15 protein-coding genes are annotated in these 16868 nt (G+C 63.4%); 4 read left to right on the forward strand and 11 right to left on the reverse strand.

Annotated features, from left to right (window positions below; genetic code table 11):
- Window positions 1–146: 146 nt before the first annotated feature.
- The 5 genes from AB7531_RS32540 to AB7531_RS32560 all read right to left on the reverse strand — a co-directional run bounded on the left by AB7531_RS32540 (window position 147) and on the right by AB7531_RS32560 (window position 4307).
- A complete protein-coding gene (locus tag AB7531_RS32540) occupies window positions 147–1433 on the reverse strand; it encodes a DUF445 domain-containing protein (RefSeq protein WP_063984733.1) in 1287 nt (428 codons plus the stop codon).
- A gap of 163 nt (window positions 1434–1596) precedes the next feature.
- A complete protein-coding gene (locus tag AB7531_RS32545) occupies window positions 1597–2052 on the reverse strand; it encodes a phasin (protein WP_063984734.1) in 456 nt (151 codons plus the stop codon).
- A 202-nt stretch (window positions 2053–2254) separates the two neighbouring features.
- Complete coding sequence (locus AB7531_RS32550; RefSeq protein ID WP_063984735.1) at window positions 2255–2848, reverse strand: GNAT family N-acetyltransferase; 594 nt, start codon at window positions 2846–2848, stop codon at window positions 2255–2257.
- Window positions 2845–3927, reverse strand: a complete 1083-nt coding sequence (locus AB7531_RS32555) for a PHA/PHB synthase family protein (protein ID WP_441280223.1) — start codon at window positions 3925–3927, stop codon at window positions 2845–2847. Before AB7531_RS32555 ends, AB7531_RS32550 begins: the two co-directional genes overlap by 4 nt.
- Window positions 3924–4307: a hypothetical protein gene (locus AB7531_RS32560; RefSeq protein WP_063984737.1), complete on the reverse strand. Its 384-nt coding sequence runs from the start codon at window positions 4305–4307 to the stop codon at window positions 3924–3926. Before AB7531_RS32560 ends, AB7531_RS32555 begins: the two co-directional genes overlap by 4 nt.
- Window positions 4308–4471: 164 nt before the next feature.
- On the opposite strand from AB7531_RS32560, the gene AB7531_RS32565 reads away from it, so the two are divergent.
- Both AB7531_RS32565 and AB7531_RS32570 read left to right on the forward strand, forming a co-directional pair.
- Window positions 4472–5386 carry an alpha/beta fold hydrolase gene (locus AB7531_RS32565; RefSeq protein ID WP_063984738.1) on the forward strand — a complete coding sequence of 305 codons (915 nt, stop codon included), beginning with the start codon at window positions 4472–4474 and terminating at the stop codon, window positions 5384–5386.
- 124 nt (window positions 5387–5510) lie between these two features.
- Entirely contained in the window at window positions 5511–5975 is a 465-nt protein-coding gene (locus AB7531_RS32570) for a nuclear transport factor 2 family protein (RefSeq protein ID WP_063984739.1), read from the forward strand.
- A 99-nt stretch (window positions 5976–6074) separates the two neighbouring features.
- Here AB7531_RS32570 and AB7531_RS32575 read toward each other — a convergent pair whose 3' ends face one another.
- The 6 genes from AB7531_RS32575 to AB7531_RS32600 form a co-directional block, all read right to left on the reverse strand.
- Window positions 6075–6749 carry a spermidine synthase gene (locus AB7531_RS32575; RefSeq protein ID WP_063984740.1) on the reverse strand — a complete coding sequence of 225 codons (675 nt, stop codon included), beginning with the start codon at window positions 6747–6749 and terminating at the stop codon, window positions 6075–6077.
- A gap of 30 nt (window positions 6750–6779) precedes the next feature.
- A complete protein-coding gene (locus tag AB7531_RS32580) occupies window positions 6780–10016 on the reverse strand; it encodes a bifunctional cytochrome P450/NADPH--P450 reductase (protein WP_063984741.1) in 3237 nt (1078 codons plus the stop codon).
- A gap of 117 nt (window positions 10017–10133) precedes the next feature.
- Window positions 10134–11129: an alpha/beta fold hydrolase gene (locus AB7531_RS32585; RefSeq protein ID WP_063984742.1), complete on the reverse strand. Its 996-nt coding sequence runs from the start codon at window positions 11127–11129 to the stop codon at window positions 10134–10136.
- A gap of 10 nt (window positions 11130–11139) precedes the next feature.
- The gene (locus tag AB7531_RS32590; protein ID WP_028157105.1) at window positions 11140–12690 is read right to left on the reverse strand and encodes a WS/DGAT/MGAT family O-acyltransferase; all 1551 of its coding nucleotides are present in this window, start codon (window positions 12688–12690) and stop codon (window positions 11140–11142) included.
- A gap of 46 nt (window positions 12691–12736) precedes the next feature.
- Window positions 12737–13537: an esterase/lipase family protein gene (locus AB7531_RS32595; RefSeq protein WP_063984743.1), complete on the reverse strand. Its 801-nt coding sequence runs from the start codon at window positions 13535–13537 to the stop codon at window positions 12737–12739.
- Window positions 13538–13795, reverse strand: a complete 258-nt coding sequence (locus AB7531_RS32600; protein ID WP_063984744.1) for a DUF6489 family protein — start codon at window positions 13793–13795, stop codon at window positions 13538–13540.
- A 385-nt stretch (window positions 13796–14180) separates the two neighbouring features.
- Here AB7531_RS32600 and AB7531_RS32605 point away from each other — a divergent pair, with 385 nt between their 5' ends.
- Together AB7531_RS32605 and AB7531_RS32610 are read left to right on the forward strand one after the other, a co-directional pair.
- On the forward strand, window positions 14181–15776 hold the full coding sequence (locus AB7531_RS32605; protein WP_063984745.1) for an ABC transporter substrate-binding protein: 1596 nt from the start codon (window positions 14181–14183) through the stop codon (window positions 15774–15776).
- Between the two features lie 104 nt (window positions 15777–15880).
- Complete coding sequence (locus AB7531_RS32610; RefSeq protein ID WP_063984746.1) at window positions 15881–16861, forward strand: ABC transporter permease; 981 nt, start codon at window positions 15881–15883, stop codon at window positions 16859–16861.
- The last annotated feature ends 7 nt before the right edge of the window (window positions 16862–16868 follow it).

Genomic DNA, 16868 nt, shown 5'->3' on the forward strand with positions numbered 1-16868 from the left:
TGGGTACGAATTCCAACAGTCCGGCTTCTCGAACGTTCCGCAACGCAGCATGAATCAGCTAGGCGGCCGGTTCCAGACATTCAAGCGGGTGAAGCCCAAGGCGACAATAGGCCCGCAGGTGAATGCCAGCGTCCGTGACGCAAAAGTCACAACCATCGAAGCAGGAATTCTACGGAGTAGAGCGCAAGACCTGCGAGCCCGCCGATCAACGAACCGTTGAAGCGGATGTATTGCAGGTCGCGGCCGATGTTGATTTCAATCAGCGAAATCAACTGCGCCATATCCCACGCCTTGACCTGGTCGGAAATGAAGGTCGAGACGCCGCTCTTCTGATCCGCAACGAAGCTGCGCAGCACCGCCACCAGGCCCTTGTTGATCTCGCCGCGGAGCTCGGCATCGCCGGCGAGCACCTCACCCGCGGCGACGAACATGCCGGCGAGATGATGCTGCAGTACCTGCGTCTCGCCGCTTGCGCTGCGCTCGATGAAGGAGCGCATGTTGGTCCAGACGGTCCGGGCGAGATCGGCAAGCTCGGGCCGGGCGAGCAGATCGCGCTTCAATCCGTCGATACGATCGATATAGGCCTGATCGGTGCCGAGCCGATCGACGAAGCCCAGCACCATGCGATCGAACTCGCCGCGAAACGGATGTTTGGGATCGCTGCGCACCTCGTTGAAAAAAGCCGTGGCGGACGCCACGATCTTGTTCACCAGAAACTTGTCGGCGCGATAGAGCCTGAGCAGGGTCGGCAACTCCGCGCGCACCTTCTCGCGGATCATCGCCATCGTCTCGGTCTGGTTCAGCGTCTCGTGCATCACGCGCAGGAGATCATCGAACAGGATCTGATGCCGCCCTTCCGCGACGAAGCCGCGCAGCGTGCCGGCCGCGAGCGGCGCAAGGTCGATCGCCTGGAGCTGCGAGGACATGCGGCGAATGATGAAGGTCATCAGACCCGAGCTTTCCGTCGCGGAGACGGCCTCCGGCAGCAGGCGCAGCGCGAAACGCGCGAGATCATCGCTGCGCTTGCGGTCGCGCAGCCAGTCGGCGACGAAGGAGCCGAAATCGATCTCCCTCAGCTTGGCCTCGACGGGGCGGGCCTCGAGGAAATGCACCTGGATGAACTCGCCGAGCTTGTCGGCGATGCGGGCCTGATTGCTCTGGATGATCGCGGTGTGCGGGATCGGCAGGCCGAGCGGCCGCTTGAACAGCGCGACCACCGCGTACCAGTCGGCGAGCCCGCCGATGGTCGCGGCTTCTGCGAAGGCCGCGATGAAGCCGAACACGGGATGCACTGGCAGAAGCCATTTCGCAACGACGAACAGGGCAAGCGTCGAGGCCAGCACCAGCGTCGCCAGTGCTTTGACGCGGCGAAGCTCCGCCGCGCGTTCGGCGTCACCGGGGGTGTCGAAGGAGAAGGTAGCGGGCGGGGTCATCACTGCATCACCCTACTCGTCATTGCGAGCGAAGCGAAGCAATCCAGAGTCTTTCCACGGAGACGGACTGGATTGCTTCGCTTCGCTCGCAATGACGGCAGCGCAAAAAACAAAGGCCCGCCGAAGCGGGCCTCAAATTTCAGTTTGTACTCAGGGTGCCGTATCAAGCGGTCTTGGTGTAGACCTTGGCAAAGTTGTCCTGAGCGGACTTCGCACCGTTGGCAGCGAGCTTGCCGACATAGTCGGCGGTCGCCTTGGCGCGCGAGACGAAAACTTCGCCGCGGGCGCGGAGCAGGCTCGACTGGATCTCGACGGCTTCGCTGATCGACTTGGCGGACGCGAGCTTGTCGATGCCCGCGAAGAACGCCTCGGCGTCCTCGTAGATCGCCTGCTGGATGTTGCGGCTGATCTTGCCGGCCTCGGTGACGGACTCGGTCACCGCGTTCTCGACGGCGGCGGTCACGCGCTCGGAGCCAGCGAACACCTCGGCAGCACGGTCCTTGGCGGTGTTGGCGGACTTCTTGACGAACTCGCGGGCGGCCTCGGGAACTTCCAGGTTCTGGATGTTCTTGAAAGCGTCCTTGAAGCCCTCGAAGGCAGTGTTGGTTTCGGTGGTCATGGGGTTCTCTCCATCCTCATTGGGTTGAGCTATGGGCTCACCCCGTCCTCATTGGCCCGGGGCACGGCTTATATGACATAATTAATGGTGCGATGCAATATTCGTATTGCACTGCGATATCACGAAATCGTGAACAGCCTTAATGGGAGGCAATTTGGCGCCTCCCTAGCCAGTTGGGTTCCCGGAAGGCGAGACGGCCGCCCTAATGCTGGACGGCTCCCGGCAAGCCATAGGCCTCCATCTGGGCCTGGACCTGTGCGATGTTGTGGCCGAGCACGACAATGTCGTGGGTCTTGCCGTCGACGTCCCGGACATGGTCCCGCAGCAGCGCCTCGGCCTTGAAGCCGAGGCTCTCGAACAGGGCGATCGCCGCCTGCTGGTCGACCGTCATCTGGACCGAAAGCTTTTCCAGGCCGGCGCCGAGCGCGAGCGCAAAGGTCTCCTGCGAGAGCGCCCGCCCGACCCCCTTCCCGCGCACGTCGAGGGAAACAACCATCCGGATCTCGCCGACATGGGGCGACCAGGAATGCGGATCGCGCACCAGCGTGCCGCAGCCGACGACCTTGGCGTCCCTGACCGCGAGCAGGCTGGTAATCGCGCCGCGCTCGATCTCCTTGACCCAGGCCGAGAGCACCTTCGGCTCGCTGATGTTGCGCGGCAGGAACAACAGATCATGGGTCGGCAGGCCCTTGCCGAAGGCCAGCATCGCGGCCTCGTCCGCAGGCGACATCAGGCGGATCTCGATATCGCCAGCGTCGGTCTTGACCTGACGCGGATAGGAACGCTGCTCACTCATGTCGATCTCTTCCCCAGCCAGGTATCCAGTTTCGGCCACAGCCGCTTCACCGCATTGGCGCCGGCGACCAGCGAGACGTGACCGCCCTTCAGCATCACCTCTTCCTTGTCCTCGGACCCGATCTTGGCGATCAGGTGTTTTGCGGCCTCATACGGCACGATGTGATCGTGCTCCGCGACCGCGTGCAGGAACGGCACCTTGATGTCTTCGAGCTTCGCCGAGCGGCCGCCGACCGACATGGTGTCGTTGAACAGCTTGTTGTCCCACATCAGGTCCTTGGTGATGGTGCGGAAATATTCGCCCGCCAGCGGCAGCGTGTCGGTCGCCCAGCGGTCGAACATCCGGTACGATTTCACGAACTCGTCGTTCCAGATGTTTTCCCAGAGCTGGATCTGGCTCACCGTGCGCGAGGCCGGGCGCAGCATCTCGAACGAGGACAGGATCATCTCCGGCGGCACGTTGCCGACGCTGTCGACGAGGCGGTCGACGTCGAAATAACGCCGGTCGGAGAAATTCGAGAACAGCTTCATCTCGCGAAAGTCGATCGGCGTGGTGAAGCAGATCAGGTTCTTCATCGGCCCGTCCTTGTGGATCGAGCCATAGAGCAGGGACAGCACGCCGCCGAAGCAATAGCCGATCACGGAGACGTCCTGCTCGCCGGAATCGGCCTGCACGCGGCGGACGCAATCCGGGATGAAGTCGAGGACATAGTCCTCCATGCGCAGGCTCTTCTCCTCCGGCCGCGGCGCGCTCCAGTCCAGCATGTAGACGTCGTAGCCGCGCTTGAGCAGGAACTCGATGAAGCTCTGACCAGGCACGAGATCGAGGATGTAGCCACGATTGGTGGTCGCCATCACGATCAAGACCGGTACGCGGTAGATCTCGTCGGACATCGGCCGGTAGTGATAGAGGCTCATGGTGCCGCGCGAATGCAGCACGTCCTTCGGCGTCGAGCCGAGCGAAGGGCCCGAAGTCGAAAAATATTCGACGCCCTTGATGCTGCGCTGGATGGCGCGCTGCACCTCGGACTGGATGCGATCAGGGAGCGATGCGAAATCTAGTCCGGTGGCTGCATTCATGTCTGCTCTCCGCCCTCGGACGGCGGGCGCTTGGTGCGCGGCGGTCGCAATGCCGTATCGGAGCCCTGAGATACGCCGGAACGTGCCGCCATCTGGCTCAGCATCCACTTGATCTCACCGATCTGGCCTTCGATGGCTTGCAACCTTTCGGCAAGGCCAGTGACCTGATCGCGGCTGGGCAGGTTCATGGAGACCAGATATTTTTCCATGAGCTCGCCGAGTTGCTTCTGAGCACCTGCAGCAACTCCTCCCGCGCGGTTCATCGCCTGTGAAAACTCGGGCGACGACATGGCCTGGTTGGCGAAGGAGTTGAACCCCTTCTCCATCTCACCAACCATCTTCTGCCACATGGCGACCGGGTCATTGGTCTTGTCGGTCATCGGCGTCCTCCTGATATCGAGAGCTGCGATGCCCTTCTTTTTTCGCCATACCACACCGTTGCGAGGGAGCGGTCAACCGGCAGGTCGCGCGGTGCGGCGCACACGGCTTCTTTGCGGCGGCAAATCGTGCGATACAGCATCGATCAGCAGGAGGGAACGCGCCCGTGACCACCCATCAGCCGCCCCAGACCATCCGCGCCAACGGCATCGACATCTGCTACGAGATCTTTGGCAACGACAATGCCGAGCCGCTGCTGCTGATCATGGGGCTCGGGGCGCAGATGATCCACTGGGACGATGCGTTCTGCGAGCAGCTCGCCGTGCATGGGTTTCGCGTGATCCGCTTCGACAATCGCGACATCGGCAAGTCGAGCCATCTGACGGGCGGTAAACGCCTGACGCCACTCGAGCTGTTGAAGCTGCGCTTTCTCAGGATTCCCGTGGCCGCGACCTACAAGCTGATCGACATGGCGAAGGACACGGTCGGCCTGATGGATGCGCTCGGCATCAAGTCGGCGCATCTGGTTGGCGCCTCGATGGGCGGCATGATCGCGCAGGAGGTGACGCTGTCGTTTCCAGAGCGCGTGCGCTCGCTGACCTCGATCATGTCGACGACAGGCAATCCGCGTGTGCCGCCGCCGACACGCGAGGCCTCCGCGATGCTGATGGCGCCGCCGCCACGCAGCAAGGAGGAGTTCATCGTCCGCTTCGGCGAGACCTGGAAGGTGCTGCGCGCCGGGTCCTTTCCGGAAGAGGAAGCGCTCGACCCCGATCGTGCCGAGCGCGTCTTCGCACGCGGCCTCAATCCGGCCGGCGTCGGCCGGCAGCTCCGCGCCGTACTCGCCTCCGGCAGCCGCAAGGAGCGGCTGCGTGGCGTGAAAACACCGACGCTGGTCATTCACGGCACCGTCGATCCGCTGGTGCGGCCCGAAGGCGGCAAGGACACCGCAGAGTCGATTCCCGGCGCAAAGCTATTGATGATCGACGGCATGGGCCATGCGCTGCCGATGCGCTTCTGGCCCGACATCATCCGCGCCATCGACAAACACGCTCATGGGGCGGCGGCGCAGGCGGCGTAGACGCGACCGGTCTCCTCGCGGTGACCATGTGAGCTTCCGGTTACTCTCTTAACGCGAGCCGGGGCGAAAGCTATACAGGCCTTCCTCAATCGCAAGACAGAGGCTGCGGCCTCTCGGAGCTCACATGCATCTCATCGTCCGGTCCGTCGCAATGATTGCGGCTTCCATTCTCATGCTGTCCCTCGGCAACGGCGCTGCGCTGGCCGCCAGCGCGCAGGAAGAAGCCAACCGCGCCGCCGTACTGGCCTTCTACGAGAAGGGCCTTAACCAAAAGGACGCCGACGCCGCCCTCGCCTATGTCGGCAACCGTTATGTCCAGCACAATCCGAACGCGCCCGATGGTCCGGACGGTTTTCGCAAGTTCATCGGCTTCCTGCGCGAAAAGTTCCCGAGCTCGCACAGCGAGGTCAAGCGCTCATTCGTCGACGGCGACTTTGTCATCCTGCACGTCCACTCCGTTCGCGAGCCCGGCAGCAGGGGCCGCGCGATCGTGGATATCTTCAAGCTGGAAAACGGCAAGATCGTCGAACACTGGGACGTTGTTCAGGACATCCCGGAAAATCCGGCGAACAACAATACGATGTTCTAGAGCCGTAGCCCGGATGAAGCGCAGCGTAATCCGGGACCACTCTTTGCGGATCGACCGCCCCGGATTTCGCTTCGCTCCATCCGGGCTACAAATCGCCGCCTAGCTCCTCCTCGCGATCCAGATCACATGGCGCGCGCCGCCGCCTCGTCCGGTGGCGCGAACGTTGACTTCGTTCACATCGAAGCCGGCGCTGCCGAGGCGCTTGGTGAAGGCCGGGTTGGGTCCCGACGACCAGACGGCGAGCACGCCGCCCGGCCGCAGCGCCACCTTCGCCGCTTTCAACCCGCTCGCATTGTAGAGTGCGTTATTGCCCTTCCGGGTCAGCCCCTCCGGCCCGTTGTCGACGTCGAGCAGAATGGCGTCGAAGGCCGACCGCTGCGCGCGGATGATCCCGCCGACGTCAGTCTCCCGGATCTTCACCCTGACATCATCGAGACTGTCGCCAAAGACCTCGGCCATCGGGCCGCGCGCCCAGGCGACCACCGCCGGCACGAGCTCGGAGACCACGATCTTCGCCTTGCTCCCGAGCACAGTCAGCGCCGCGCGCAGCGTAAAGCCCATCCCGAGGCCTCCGATGAGGACAACGGGTTTTGCGACCGTCTCGATCTGCTTTGCCGCGAGAGTTGCGAGCGCGGCCTCAGAGCCCGACAGGCGATTGTTCATCAGCTCGTTGGTGCCGAGCTTGATGGAGAACTCCTTGCCGCGCCGCATCAGGCGGAGCTCTTCGTCGGAGCCGGGGATTTTGGCGGTGTCGATCTTTTCCCAGGGAATCATGGGAGAGCTTTAGCACGATCGGACGAACAATCACCCTCCCGCCCAGACGTCCAGCACATAGCGGTTCTTCGCGCCCATCTCCTCGATCCAGCGCAGAGCCGTGGCGGCATCGCTGCCGCTCTTCTCGCGATGGATCGCAACGAGCGCGGCCTTCACGTCGGGCTCCATCTTGCCGCCATCGCCGCAGACATAAATGATCGCGCCCTGCTCGATCAGCAGCCAGACCCTGTCCTTCTGCGCGGCAAGCATGTGCTGCACATAGGTCTTCGGTCCATCTGCACGCGAGAATGCCGTGAAGAGCTCGGTGATGCCGCTTGCCGCCAGCCCCTTCAGCTCCTCCGCGTAGAGAAAATCCTGGTCGGGATGGCGGCAGCCGAAGAACAGCATGGCCGGACCGAGCGCGGCGCCCTTCGCCTTGCGCGCAGCGCGCTCCTGGAGGAAGCCGCGGAACGGCGCCAGTCCGGTGCCCGGGCCGATCATGATGATCGGCACGGATGACTCATCGGGGAGCCGGAAGCCGGCCTTGGTCTCGCGCACGGTGGCATAGATCGCATCGCCCGCACGCCGGTTGGAGAGATAATTCGAGCAGATGCCTTTGTAGACACCGCGCCCGGAGGCGGCCGGCCCTTCGACCACGCCGACCGTGACGCTGCATCGCGCCGGGTCGACCGACGGCGACGACGAGATCGAGTAATAACGCGGCGCCAGCAGCGAGAGCATTTCCAGATAAGCGTGGAACGGCAGTTCGCAGGCCGGATATTCGAGCAACATGTCGAACACCGATTTGCGCCTGGCCAGAATCTCGGTGCGATAACGCTCGAGCGGCTCGGCCTCCTCGCCAACGAAGGCCAGCAGCTTAGGCTTGGTGACCGGGCAGCGGGTGTGCTCGGCCATGATCTGGATCTGCTTCCGTGTCGCCACCTGCTGCAGCTCGACGAACTCGCTGAGCAGGCGTCCGACCGAGACGGCATTGCCGACCGGCAGCTGCGCGCGGCGGCCTTCGGCGACCTGAAGCCTGATCTGGTCCGCCGGCAGGAAGCCGAAGCGACGGGCAACCGAATCCACCAGCGTCGGATCATTGCGCGGGACCACACTCAGATGATCGCCGACGCGGTAGGTGATGTTGGACGGCAGCTGCACCTCGATATGGCGCGTCGAACGCTCGGACGGATTGGCGCCGGACTTGTTCTGAAGCTCGTCATTGACCAGCACCTTCATCGCGACAGCACCGCCCTGGGCCACGATGGTGTTGACGGCGGTTACTGCGACAGGCTCGATCGCATAGAGCGGATCGTCCTCCGCGGTGCGGGTGAAATTCCAGTCGATGCCGAATTCCTTGGTGGCAACCTGCGCGGCCGCAGGGAACCATTTCTGGAACTGGCCGTCGAGATCGCTGCGCGCATCGCCTTCGCCGCGCGGATAGACTGCGCGCGCACCATGCTTCGACAATTGCTCGTCGATGAAGCGCGGCACCGATTGATAGGTTGCCGCCCAATCGCTGTTGCCGCAGCCGAACACGGCGTAGCGCACATTGGCAAAGGCATCCATCGGCAGATCGTCGCCGAGCCATTTGACGAACTGCGTCGCGTTGTCAGGCGGCGCACCGTTATAGGAGGCGCAGATGATCAGCACGCCGCCCTCCTGCGGCAGCTTGCCGACGTAATCGTCGAGCGGCCCGAGATGCACGGCAAAGCCGTTGATCTCGGCAAGATCGGCCATGCGCGTCGCCAGCTCCTCGGCCGTGCCGAGATTGGAGCCGTAAAGCACCAGCATCGGCGTGTTGTGGCCGGGCCGCGCCGTCGGCTGACGCGGTGCTCTCGGCGCTGAAACCGCAGCCGCGATGGGCCCGCCATAAGCGCCGCGCTCGCGATCGGCGCGCGGACGTACCTTGATCTTGAAGCCTTCCGGCTTCATCGTCAGCGTTTCCTTCAGATGCATCTGATAGCGCTGGTGATCGATCAGCTTGAAGCGCTGGAGGATCATGCCGAGCGCGAGCGCGGCCTCGTGCATGGCGAAGCCGCGTCCGATGCAGGCGCGCTGGCCGTTGCCGAACGGCTTCCAGGCATTGATCGGCCGCTTGGCCTCCGCCTCGCGGCTGAAATTCTCGGGATCGAAGGCGTCTGGATTCGGGCCCCAGACCGAGGGATCGCGATGCAGCGCCGTCACCAGGATGGTGATGAAGGTGCCCTTCCTGAGCCTGTACTGGCCGCCGCCGATGGTCTCGTCGTTCAGCGGCGAGATGCCATAGGCCGGCGCCGGCGGCCACAGCCGCAGAGCTTCCTTGAGGATCTGCGTGATGTAGGTGAGCTGCGTCACCTGCTGGTAGGTCGGCTTGGCATTGACGTCGGGGCCGAAAACGCGGTCGACCTCGTCGTAGGCCTTCTTGAGAATGTCCGGGTGCTTGAGCAGGGCGTAGAGCGTGTAGGACAGCAGGCCGCTGGTGGTCTCGTGCCCCGCGATCAGGAACGTGTTGATCTGGTAGCGGATGTTGATGTCGTCAAGCTGCTCGCCGGTCGAACGGTCGACGCCGGTCATCATCGCGGCGAGCATGTCCTTCTTGTCGTCGATCCCTTCGGCGCTCTTGCGGCGCTCGGCGATGATCTCGTCGACCATCTTGTTCATGAAGGCGACGTCTTCGGCGAGCGTCTTCCGGCGCTTCTGCATCCAGAGCTGCTCGAACGGCAGGCCGCGCGTCATCATGATGGTTTCGAGCGAGCGCACCAGCGACTCGACGAAGGGATGATAGTCGCGCCGATAGAAGGAATTGAAGCGGTACTCGAAGCCGCACAGGCCGATCGTGTCCAGCGTCAGCGCGGTCATGTCATGGACGACGTCGATCTCGTCGTCGGCGTTGAGCCGTTCCCATTTGTTGACGAGCTGCTCGGCGATATCGACCATGCTCGGGTGATAGGACTGCATGGCGCGATTGCCGAACGGCTGCAGCAGGATGTTGTGTGCCTTGCTCCAGTTCGGCTCGCGGGTGTCGGCCGTGAAAAGGCCGTCGCCGCCGACCGCGCGCACGCGGCGCAACGCACCGCGCACCGTCTTGTCGAAGCGCTTCTCGTCGGAGAGCTCGTCGACGAGATCGTGGCCGGAGACGACGACGATCGGCGAGCCCATCATGTCGAGCCAGAAGATCGGCCCGAGCTCCTTGGCAAGCCGGGTCAGGTGCTGCACCGGCGCGGCCGAATCCAGCGACAGCATGTTGCCGACCACCGGCTTGGTCGGCGGCTGCGGAATCGGGTCCAGACGGTTCTTGGATGACATCGAAATGTAGTCCCCCTGCCTCAATGTCGTCATTGCGAGCGAAGCGAAGCAATCCAGAATATATCCGCGGAGGCAGTCTGGATTGCTTCGTCGCTTCGCTCCTCGCAACGACGAGCGCTAGCCAAACCGCCTTCTACGCCATTCGATCAGCTTGGCGCTGACCTCTTCCGGCTTCTCCTGCTGCGTCCAATGGCCGCTGTCGCGGACCAGATATTTTTCGAGATCGGGAATCAGCTTGTCCATGCCGTCGGCGGAAGACGGCGGCAACACCGCGTCGTTCTCGGCCATGATCATCAGCGACGGCACGCGCACCGTATGATCGAGCCCTTCGGCGCGCGTCCAGTTGCGCGACATGTTGCGGTACCAGTTGATGCCGCCGGTGAAGCCCGTTCTGGTGAAATTGTCGACGAACACCTTTTTCTCTTCCGGCGACAGGATCGGCGTGCGCGGATCGTGCTTCGCGTCGTAAGCCGCAATCATCTGCGGAAACGCCAGATTGACCCGCGGCGAGGCGCCCACGCCGGCAATCACTTCCTCTGCCGGCGCATCGGGCGGGCGTGGCGCCGGCTTGCGCATGAACGCATCGAATGTCTGCTCGACGCGATTGCCGAAGATCCGGTCGGGTTCGCGCGCCGGATCCTGGAACTGCACGATGTACATCTTGTCGCCGAAGCGAGCGCGCAGAAGCTCGATCGGATCGGCCCAGGCACGGTTGGTATGAGGCGTGTTGATGCCGACCACCCCCGCAACCCGGTCGATGTGCCGCAGCGGCATCTGCCAGACGATGAAGCCGCCCCAGTCGTGACCGACGAAGATGGCCTTGTCGATCTGGAGATGATCGAGGAGCCCAACGAGGTCGTCGGTCAGATGTTCGATGTCGTAGGCCTCGACCGGCTCGGGCCGGTCGGTCGCGCCATAGCCGCGCTGGTCCGGCGCGATCACCCGGATGCCGGCCTCGCTCAGCGCCTTGATCTGGTGACGCCAGGAGAAGGCGAGTTCCGGCCAACCGTGGCACAGCACCATCGGCGGCTTGTCGCTGACCGGGCCCGCCTCGTAGTAGCCCATGCGGATTCCGTTCGTCTGCACGAACTTGAGCGGTGGCATCTCAATCATCGCAATATTCCTACTCTGCGGCGCCCTTGACGTCGGCCGCCGGCGGCGCGTAGGCCGCCTCCAGCGCGGCGAACTCCTCCGGCAGCATGTCGCACATCACCTGCACGTGCGGAATGATGTTGGCGCCGACGATGAAGCCGAAGTCGAGCTGGTCGCGATAGCTCTGCACGGTGATGTTGAGCGCCTGCCCATGCGTCGAGATCGACACCGGGAAGATGTGCAACAGCTCCGCGCCGGCGGCATAGAGCGTCTGCCGCGGCCCCGGCACGTTGGACACCGTGATGTTGGCCGCCGGCGGCAGCACATCCGACAGGTTCGAGCGGCTGTAGAGCAGCGCCAAAACCTGCACCATCATCGGCGCACCCAGCATCGAGATGTTGGAAATCTGCGGCATCAGGGCCCGCAACGGATGCGACATCTCCTTGGACTTGGTCGACTGCGCGATGATCGCCTCCAGCCGCGCCTTGGGATCGTCGATATTGGTCGCGATCGAGCAGATCATGCCGAACACCTGGTTGTTGGCCTCGGTGTTGCCTTCCTCGCGCAGCGAGATCGGCACGGCGGCGGTCAGCGATTTCGCCGGCAACGTGCCATATTGCTGGAGGTAGCGCCGGACCACGCCGGAGGCGAGCGCCAGCACCACGTCGTTGAGCTTGCCGCCGGCCTGCTTGGCGAGCGCCTTCGAACGCGACAGCGAGATCGAGACGCCGGCAAAGCTGCGTTCCGAGGAAATCGTCTTGTTCAGCATGGTCGGCGGCGACACCATGCTGGCGAGGCTTTCCCGGGATTTCGGATCGGAGATCTTGCCGAGCACGTCGGAGACGCTCTTGACCATGGTCGGGATGTTGCCGGCGAAGCGCACCGCACTCTCGATCTGGTACATCGCATTGTCGAACAGGATCGAGCCGATGTCGCTCTTGCCCGTGCGCGGCAGTTGCAGGTTCTTCGCGGCGGCCGAGGCATCGAGCGGCTGGGTGAAGAGCTGCTGATAGGAATCGAGCAGGTTGGCGGCGATGTCGCGCGGCTCCTGTCCGGGCTTGCTGCCCGCCGTCGGCGGATCGACCTTCCGGGGGGTGGGCGAGATATCGTAGATCATGTTGGTCAGCGCCGCCCCGGCGCCGCCGTCGATGGCGGCGTGGTGCATCTTGGAATAGAGCCCGACCTCGTTGTCCTTCATGCCCTCGAACACGTAGAACTCCCAGAGCGGCCGGGCGCGGTTCAAGAGCTTGGCGTGCATCCAGCCGACGATGCGTTCGAGCGTGGCGCGGTCGCGCGGCTGCGGCAGGCTGGCGCGGAAGATGTGGCGGTCGATGTCGAACTGGTCGTCCTCGACCCAGGAGGGATGATCGATATCGAGCGGCGCCTTCTCCAGCCGCGCCTTCAGGATCGGCGCGATGTGCAAGCGCGAGACGATCATCGCCTTGAAGTCTTCGAAGAAGTCGCCCTTGTAGTCGTCAGGCAGGCGAAAGATCGCCATGCTGCCGACATGCATCGGCATCTCCGGCGTTTCCAGATAGAGAAATGATGCGTCCAGCGACGACAGCTTCTTACCGTCAGCCATAGTTCCCTCCGCTCGTTTTGACGGGCGCCTTTGCCGGCGCTTCTCGTCAGGCCGATACTGCCCGTTCCGGCGGGGCATATGCAATGGCAAACGGCCCTGCCCGGTCGAACGGCCAGAACTCCCCCTCCGGTTGGGCCAGGCGGTCCGCCACGGCCCACAGCGCCGCGGGGTTCACGCCGAGCCCGATATGGCTCGCCAGGTGCACCTCGATGTTCTCGGCGCGGTCGGAGGGACGCAACAAACAGGTTCGCCAGTTCACGATACCGTCGGCGCGCGAATAGATCGACGTCGCCGGCACCGGCAGATCGCCGGCGATCGCCTCGCGCAGTTCGGCGAAATCCTCGACACGCTCGCCGGTCAGCGCTTCGTACAGCCGCGTGGCGTTGGTCGCCCGCACGTCGTCGGCAAACGGGCTGCCGAGCGTGACGACGTAGCGGACCATCTCGGGCGCCTGGAGCGCGAGATCGCGGGCATAGACGCCGCCGAGACTCCAACCGACCAGGCTGACCTTGCGTCCGCTCGTGGCGTGGATTTCGGCAAGGCGCGCGCGCAGGGCTTCCCTCATCCGTTCCAGCCCACCGAGATTGCGCCCCATCCGCCAGGCATGCGCCTCATAGCCGAGCTCGCTGAGATAGCGCCGCATCGGTGCCATCGAGAGATCGCTGGCAAGAAAGCCCGGCAGTGCCAGCACCGGATGGCCGTCGCCCCTGGGCGCGCGCATCAGGAGCGGCGACAGCATTACGCTGGCGTTGAATTCGAAAAGTCCACGGGCTTCGGCCAGCAGCAGGCCGAGGCTCGGCGGACGAAGCCGGCCCGACCCCTGCGGCTCGTCCGGCCCGGGCGACATTTATTTCTTCTTGTCGCTGCTGCGCGGGCTGCCGAGACCGGCCATGGTGACGAACATGTCCTGAAACCGCTCGGCGATCTTGGGATCGAAGGTGAACCAGCTCTGGATCAGCGATTCCGGCGAGACCTTGTCGATGTTGGACATCATCTGCTGTTGCAACTTGTCCATCACGGCGGTCTGCATCGGCATCACGTCGGGTAGTCCGAAGAACTGGCGGGCTTCAAGGGGGGTGCAGTCAATTTCGATGTTAACTTTCATGTCCCCTCCAGATGAGATTCGAGCGGCCTGTCGCAGTATCGCCGCGAGACGGTGTGCAACGCAAGCGACCTGAGGCTGGCGGCCGGCCTTGCTTCCGCGATCGGCGGATATGGTCAATGAAATCGCGCCCGCCATGAGCCCGCTTCCTCGGCGCCCGGCGGGGCACGAGGGCCCCGCGGCCGGGGACTTCACCGATCGAAAGTCGAATATCGCCCGCGAACCCCTCGCCGCCAGATTGTCGGCCAGCATTGCTGCACAGCGGCGCAACTTGGCGCGTTCCTTGCTGGAATGGCGCTTGCACGGGTCGTGAACTCTGGGCAACATGGATTGGGACGCCCGCCGAACAATCAAAAATCACGGCGCGGCAGAGTGGAGAGGGTCAAGAATGTCAGTCGGTCGAACTCTGTTTGCGGCGACGCTCGCCGGTACGCTTGCGTTGGCGGTCTCGCCGGCGTCGAGCCAGACGCTACGTTATGCCAACCAGGGTGACCTGAAGTCGCTCGATCCCTATACGCTCAACGAGAGCACCACCCACGCCCATCTCGGTCACGTCTATCAAGGCCTCACCGCGCGCGACAAGGACCTCAAGATCATTCCGGCGCTGGCGGAAAGCTGGGAAACCCCGGAGCCGACCCGCTGGCGCTTCCATTTGCGCAAAGGCGTGAAATTCCACAACGGCGATCCCTTCACCGCCGACGACGTGCTGTTCTCGGCCGATCGCGTCCGCAAGAAGGGGTCCAACATGCAGACCCGCCTTGCTCCGGACGTCAAGGTGATCAAGGTCGACGACTACACCGTCGATTTCGTCCTGCCCTCGCCCAATCCCATCCTGCATAACGCGTGGGATGTCTGGTACATCATGGACAAGAAATGGGCCGAGGAGAACAACGTCGTCGACCCGACGCCGGTGGCGGCGACCACGCCGAGCTACGCCTCGCTCCACGAGAACGGCACCGGTCCCTTCGTCATCGAGAGCCACCAGCCCGGCGTGAAGACGGTGTTCAAGGCCAACCCCAATTACTGGGGCAAGGTCGAAGGTAACCTGAAGGAGATCATCTTCACCCCGATCGCCTCCGACGCCACCCGCGTCGCCGCGCTGCTGTCGGGCGAAGTCGACGTCATTGAGCCGGTGCCGATCCAGGACATCTCCCGCGTCGATTCGAGCCCGAACGCCCAGGTGCTGAAGGGGGCGGAGCTGCGCACCATCTTCATCGGCTTCGATCAAGTCCGCGACGAGTTGCTCTACTCCAGCATCAAGGGCAAGAACCCATTCAAGGACATCCGCGTCCGCGAGGCCTTCTACAAGGCGATCGACATCGAGCTGATCAAGACGCGCGTGATGCGCGGGCTGTCGACGCCGTCGGCGTTGATGATCGCTCCGGAATTGTTCCTGCTGTCCAAGGAGTTCACCCGGCCGAAATTCGACCCTGAAGGCGCCAAGAAGCTCCTGACCGAGGCCGGCTACCCCGACGGCTTCGAGGTCACCATGGATTGCCCGAACGATCGCTACGTCAACGACGCCGCGATCTGCCAGGCCGTCGTCGGCATGCTCGCCCGCATCGGCGTCAAGATCAATCTGCTGGCGCAGCCCAAGGCGCAATACTTCGCCAAGGTGTTGAAGCAAGGCGGCTACCAGACCTCGTTCTACATGCTGGGCTGGACGCCGAGCACGATGGATTCCCACAACGTGCTCTTTGACATCATGGGCTGCCGCGACGATGCCAAATCCTCGCGCGGCGAAGCCAATCTCGGCGGTTACTGCAACAAGGAGTTCGACGCCATCACCGACAAGGTGCTGGTCGAAACCGACACCGCCGAGCGCAACCAGCTGATCAAGCAGGCCTACGAAATCGGCAACAAGGACTGGTCCTACATCCCGCTGCACCAGCAGGCGCTGGCTTGGGGCGTATCAAAGAAGGTCAACCTGCCGCAGCGCGCCGACAATCTGGTCATGTTCCACTGGGCGACCAAGAAGGAATAGCGACAGTTGAACACGAGGTCCCGGCAGCGTCAGGCTTCCGGGACCTTTCCTTTTCCGGCTGACAAAGACGTCAGCCAAACGCACACCCAAGGATAGTGGAAGGCATGCTCGCTTTCACTCTTCGCCGCGCCCTTCAGGCCATCGGCGTCATGTTCGCCGTCGGCATCATCGCGTTCTCGATGTTCCGCTTCGCCGGCGACCCGGTCAACCAGATCGTCTCGATCGATACGTCGGCGGCCGAACGCGAAGCCGTGCGCAAATCGCTCGGCCTCGATGATCCCGTGCCGGTGCAGTTCGTCCGCTATTTCGGCAACGCCGCGCAGTTCAAATTCGGCGTCTCCTATCAGTTCCGCCAGCCGGTCTCTACGCTGTTGATGGAGCGCATGCCCGCGACGCTGGAACTGGCGATCTGCGCGACCGTATTCGCAATGGTGTTCGGCATCCTGATGGGCGTCTATTCGGCGCTCAAACGCGACACCGTGCTCGCCAAATTATTCCAGGCGGTTTCGCTGATCGGCATCTCGTTGCCGACTTTCCTGATCGGCATTCTCCTGATCTATCTGTTCGCGGTGACATTGGGCTGGTTGCCCTCGTTCGGTCGCGGCGAGGTGGTCAAGCTCGGCTGGTGGACGACGGGGCTGCTCACGCTGTCGGGCCTGAAGGCGCTGATCATGCCCTCGATCACGCTCGGCCTGTTCCAGATGACCCTGATCATGCGGCTGGTGCGCGCCGAAATGCTGGAAGTGCTTCGAACCGACTATATTCGCTTCGCTCGCGCCCGCGGGCTGACCACCCGTGCCATCCATTTCGGCCACGCGCTGAAGAACACGCTCATTCCCGTCATCACGGTGGCCGGACTGCAGTTTGGCTCGGTTATTGCATTTTCGATCATCACCGAAACCGTATTCCAATGGCCCGGCATGGGACTTCTGTTCGTGCAGGCCGTGCAAAACGTCGATATCCCGATTATGGCCGCCTACCTGCTGATGGTCTCTCTGATTTTCGTCACCATCAATCTGGTGGTCGACATCCTCTACACCGTGGTCGATCCGCGCCTGCGCTCGACCATCGGCCGCGCCGCATGAGGCAGCC

Source organism: Bradyrhizobium sp. 63_E2_N1_3, from assembly GCF_052076005.1.
Lineage (GTDB): Bacteria > Pseudomonadota > Alphaproteobacteria > Rhizobiales > Xanthobacteraceae > Bradyrhizobium > Bradyrhizobium barranii.

Coding starts and splice junctions, on each gene's coding strand:
- AB7531_RS32610 (WP_063984746.1), top strand. CDS start 15,881: ATGCTCGCTTTCACTCTTCGCCGCGCCCTTCAGGCCATCGGCGTCATG.
- AB7531_RS32550 (WP_063984735.1), bottom strand. CDS start 2,848: ATGAGTGAGCAGCGTTCCTATCCGCGTCAGGTCAAGACCGACGCTGGC.
- AB7531_RS32580 (WP_063984741.1), bottom strand. CDS start 10,016: ATGTCATCCAAGAACCGTCTGGACCCGATTCCGCAGCCGCCGACCAAG.
- AB7531_RS32555 (WP_441280223.1), bottom strand. CDS start 3,927: ATGAATGCAGCCACCGGACTAGATTTCGCATCGCTCCCTGATCGCATC.
- AB7531_RS32560 (WP_063984737.1), bottom strand. CDS start 4,307: ATGACCGACAAGACCAATGACCCGGTCGCCATGTGGCAGAAGATGGTT.
- AB7531_RS32575 (WP_063984740.1), bottom strand. CDS start 6,749: ATGATTCCCTGGGAAAAGATCGACACCGCCAAAATCCCCGGCTCCGAC.
- AB7531_RS32585 (WP_063984742.1), bottom strand. CDS start 11,129: ATGATTGAGATGCCACCGCTCAAGTTCGTGCAGACGAACGGAATCCGC.
- AB7531_RS32540 (WP_063984733.1), bottom strand. CDS start 1,433: ATGACCCCGCCCGCTACCTTCTCCTTCGACACCCCCGGTGACGCCGAA.
- AB7531_RS32570 (WP_063984739.1), top strand. CDS start 5,511: ATGCATCTCATCGTCCGGTCCGTCGCAATGATTGCGGCTTCCATTCTC.
- AB7531_RS32605 (WP_063984745.1), top strand. CDS start 14,181: ATGTCAGTCGGTCGAACTCTGTTTGCGGCGACGCTCGCCGGTACGCTT.
- AB7531_RS32590 (WP_028157105.1), bottom strand. CDS start 12,690: ATGGCTGACGGTAAGAAGCTGTCGTCGCTGGACGCATCATTTCTCTAT.
- AB7531_RS32600 (WP_063984744.1), bottom strand. CDS start 13,795: ATGAAAGTTAACATCGAAATTGACTGCACCCCCCTTGAAGCCCGCCAG.
- AB7531_RS32595 (WP_063984743.1), bottom strand. CDS start 13,537: ATGTCGCCCGGGCCGGACGAGCCGCAGGGGTCGGGCCGGCTTCGTCCG.
- AB7531_RS32545 (WP_063984734.1), bottom strand. CDS start 2,052: ATGACCACCGAAACCAACACTGCCTTCGAGGGCTTCAAGGACGCTTTC.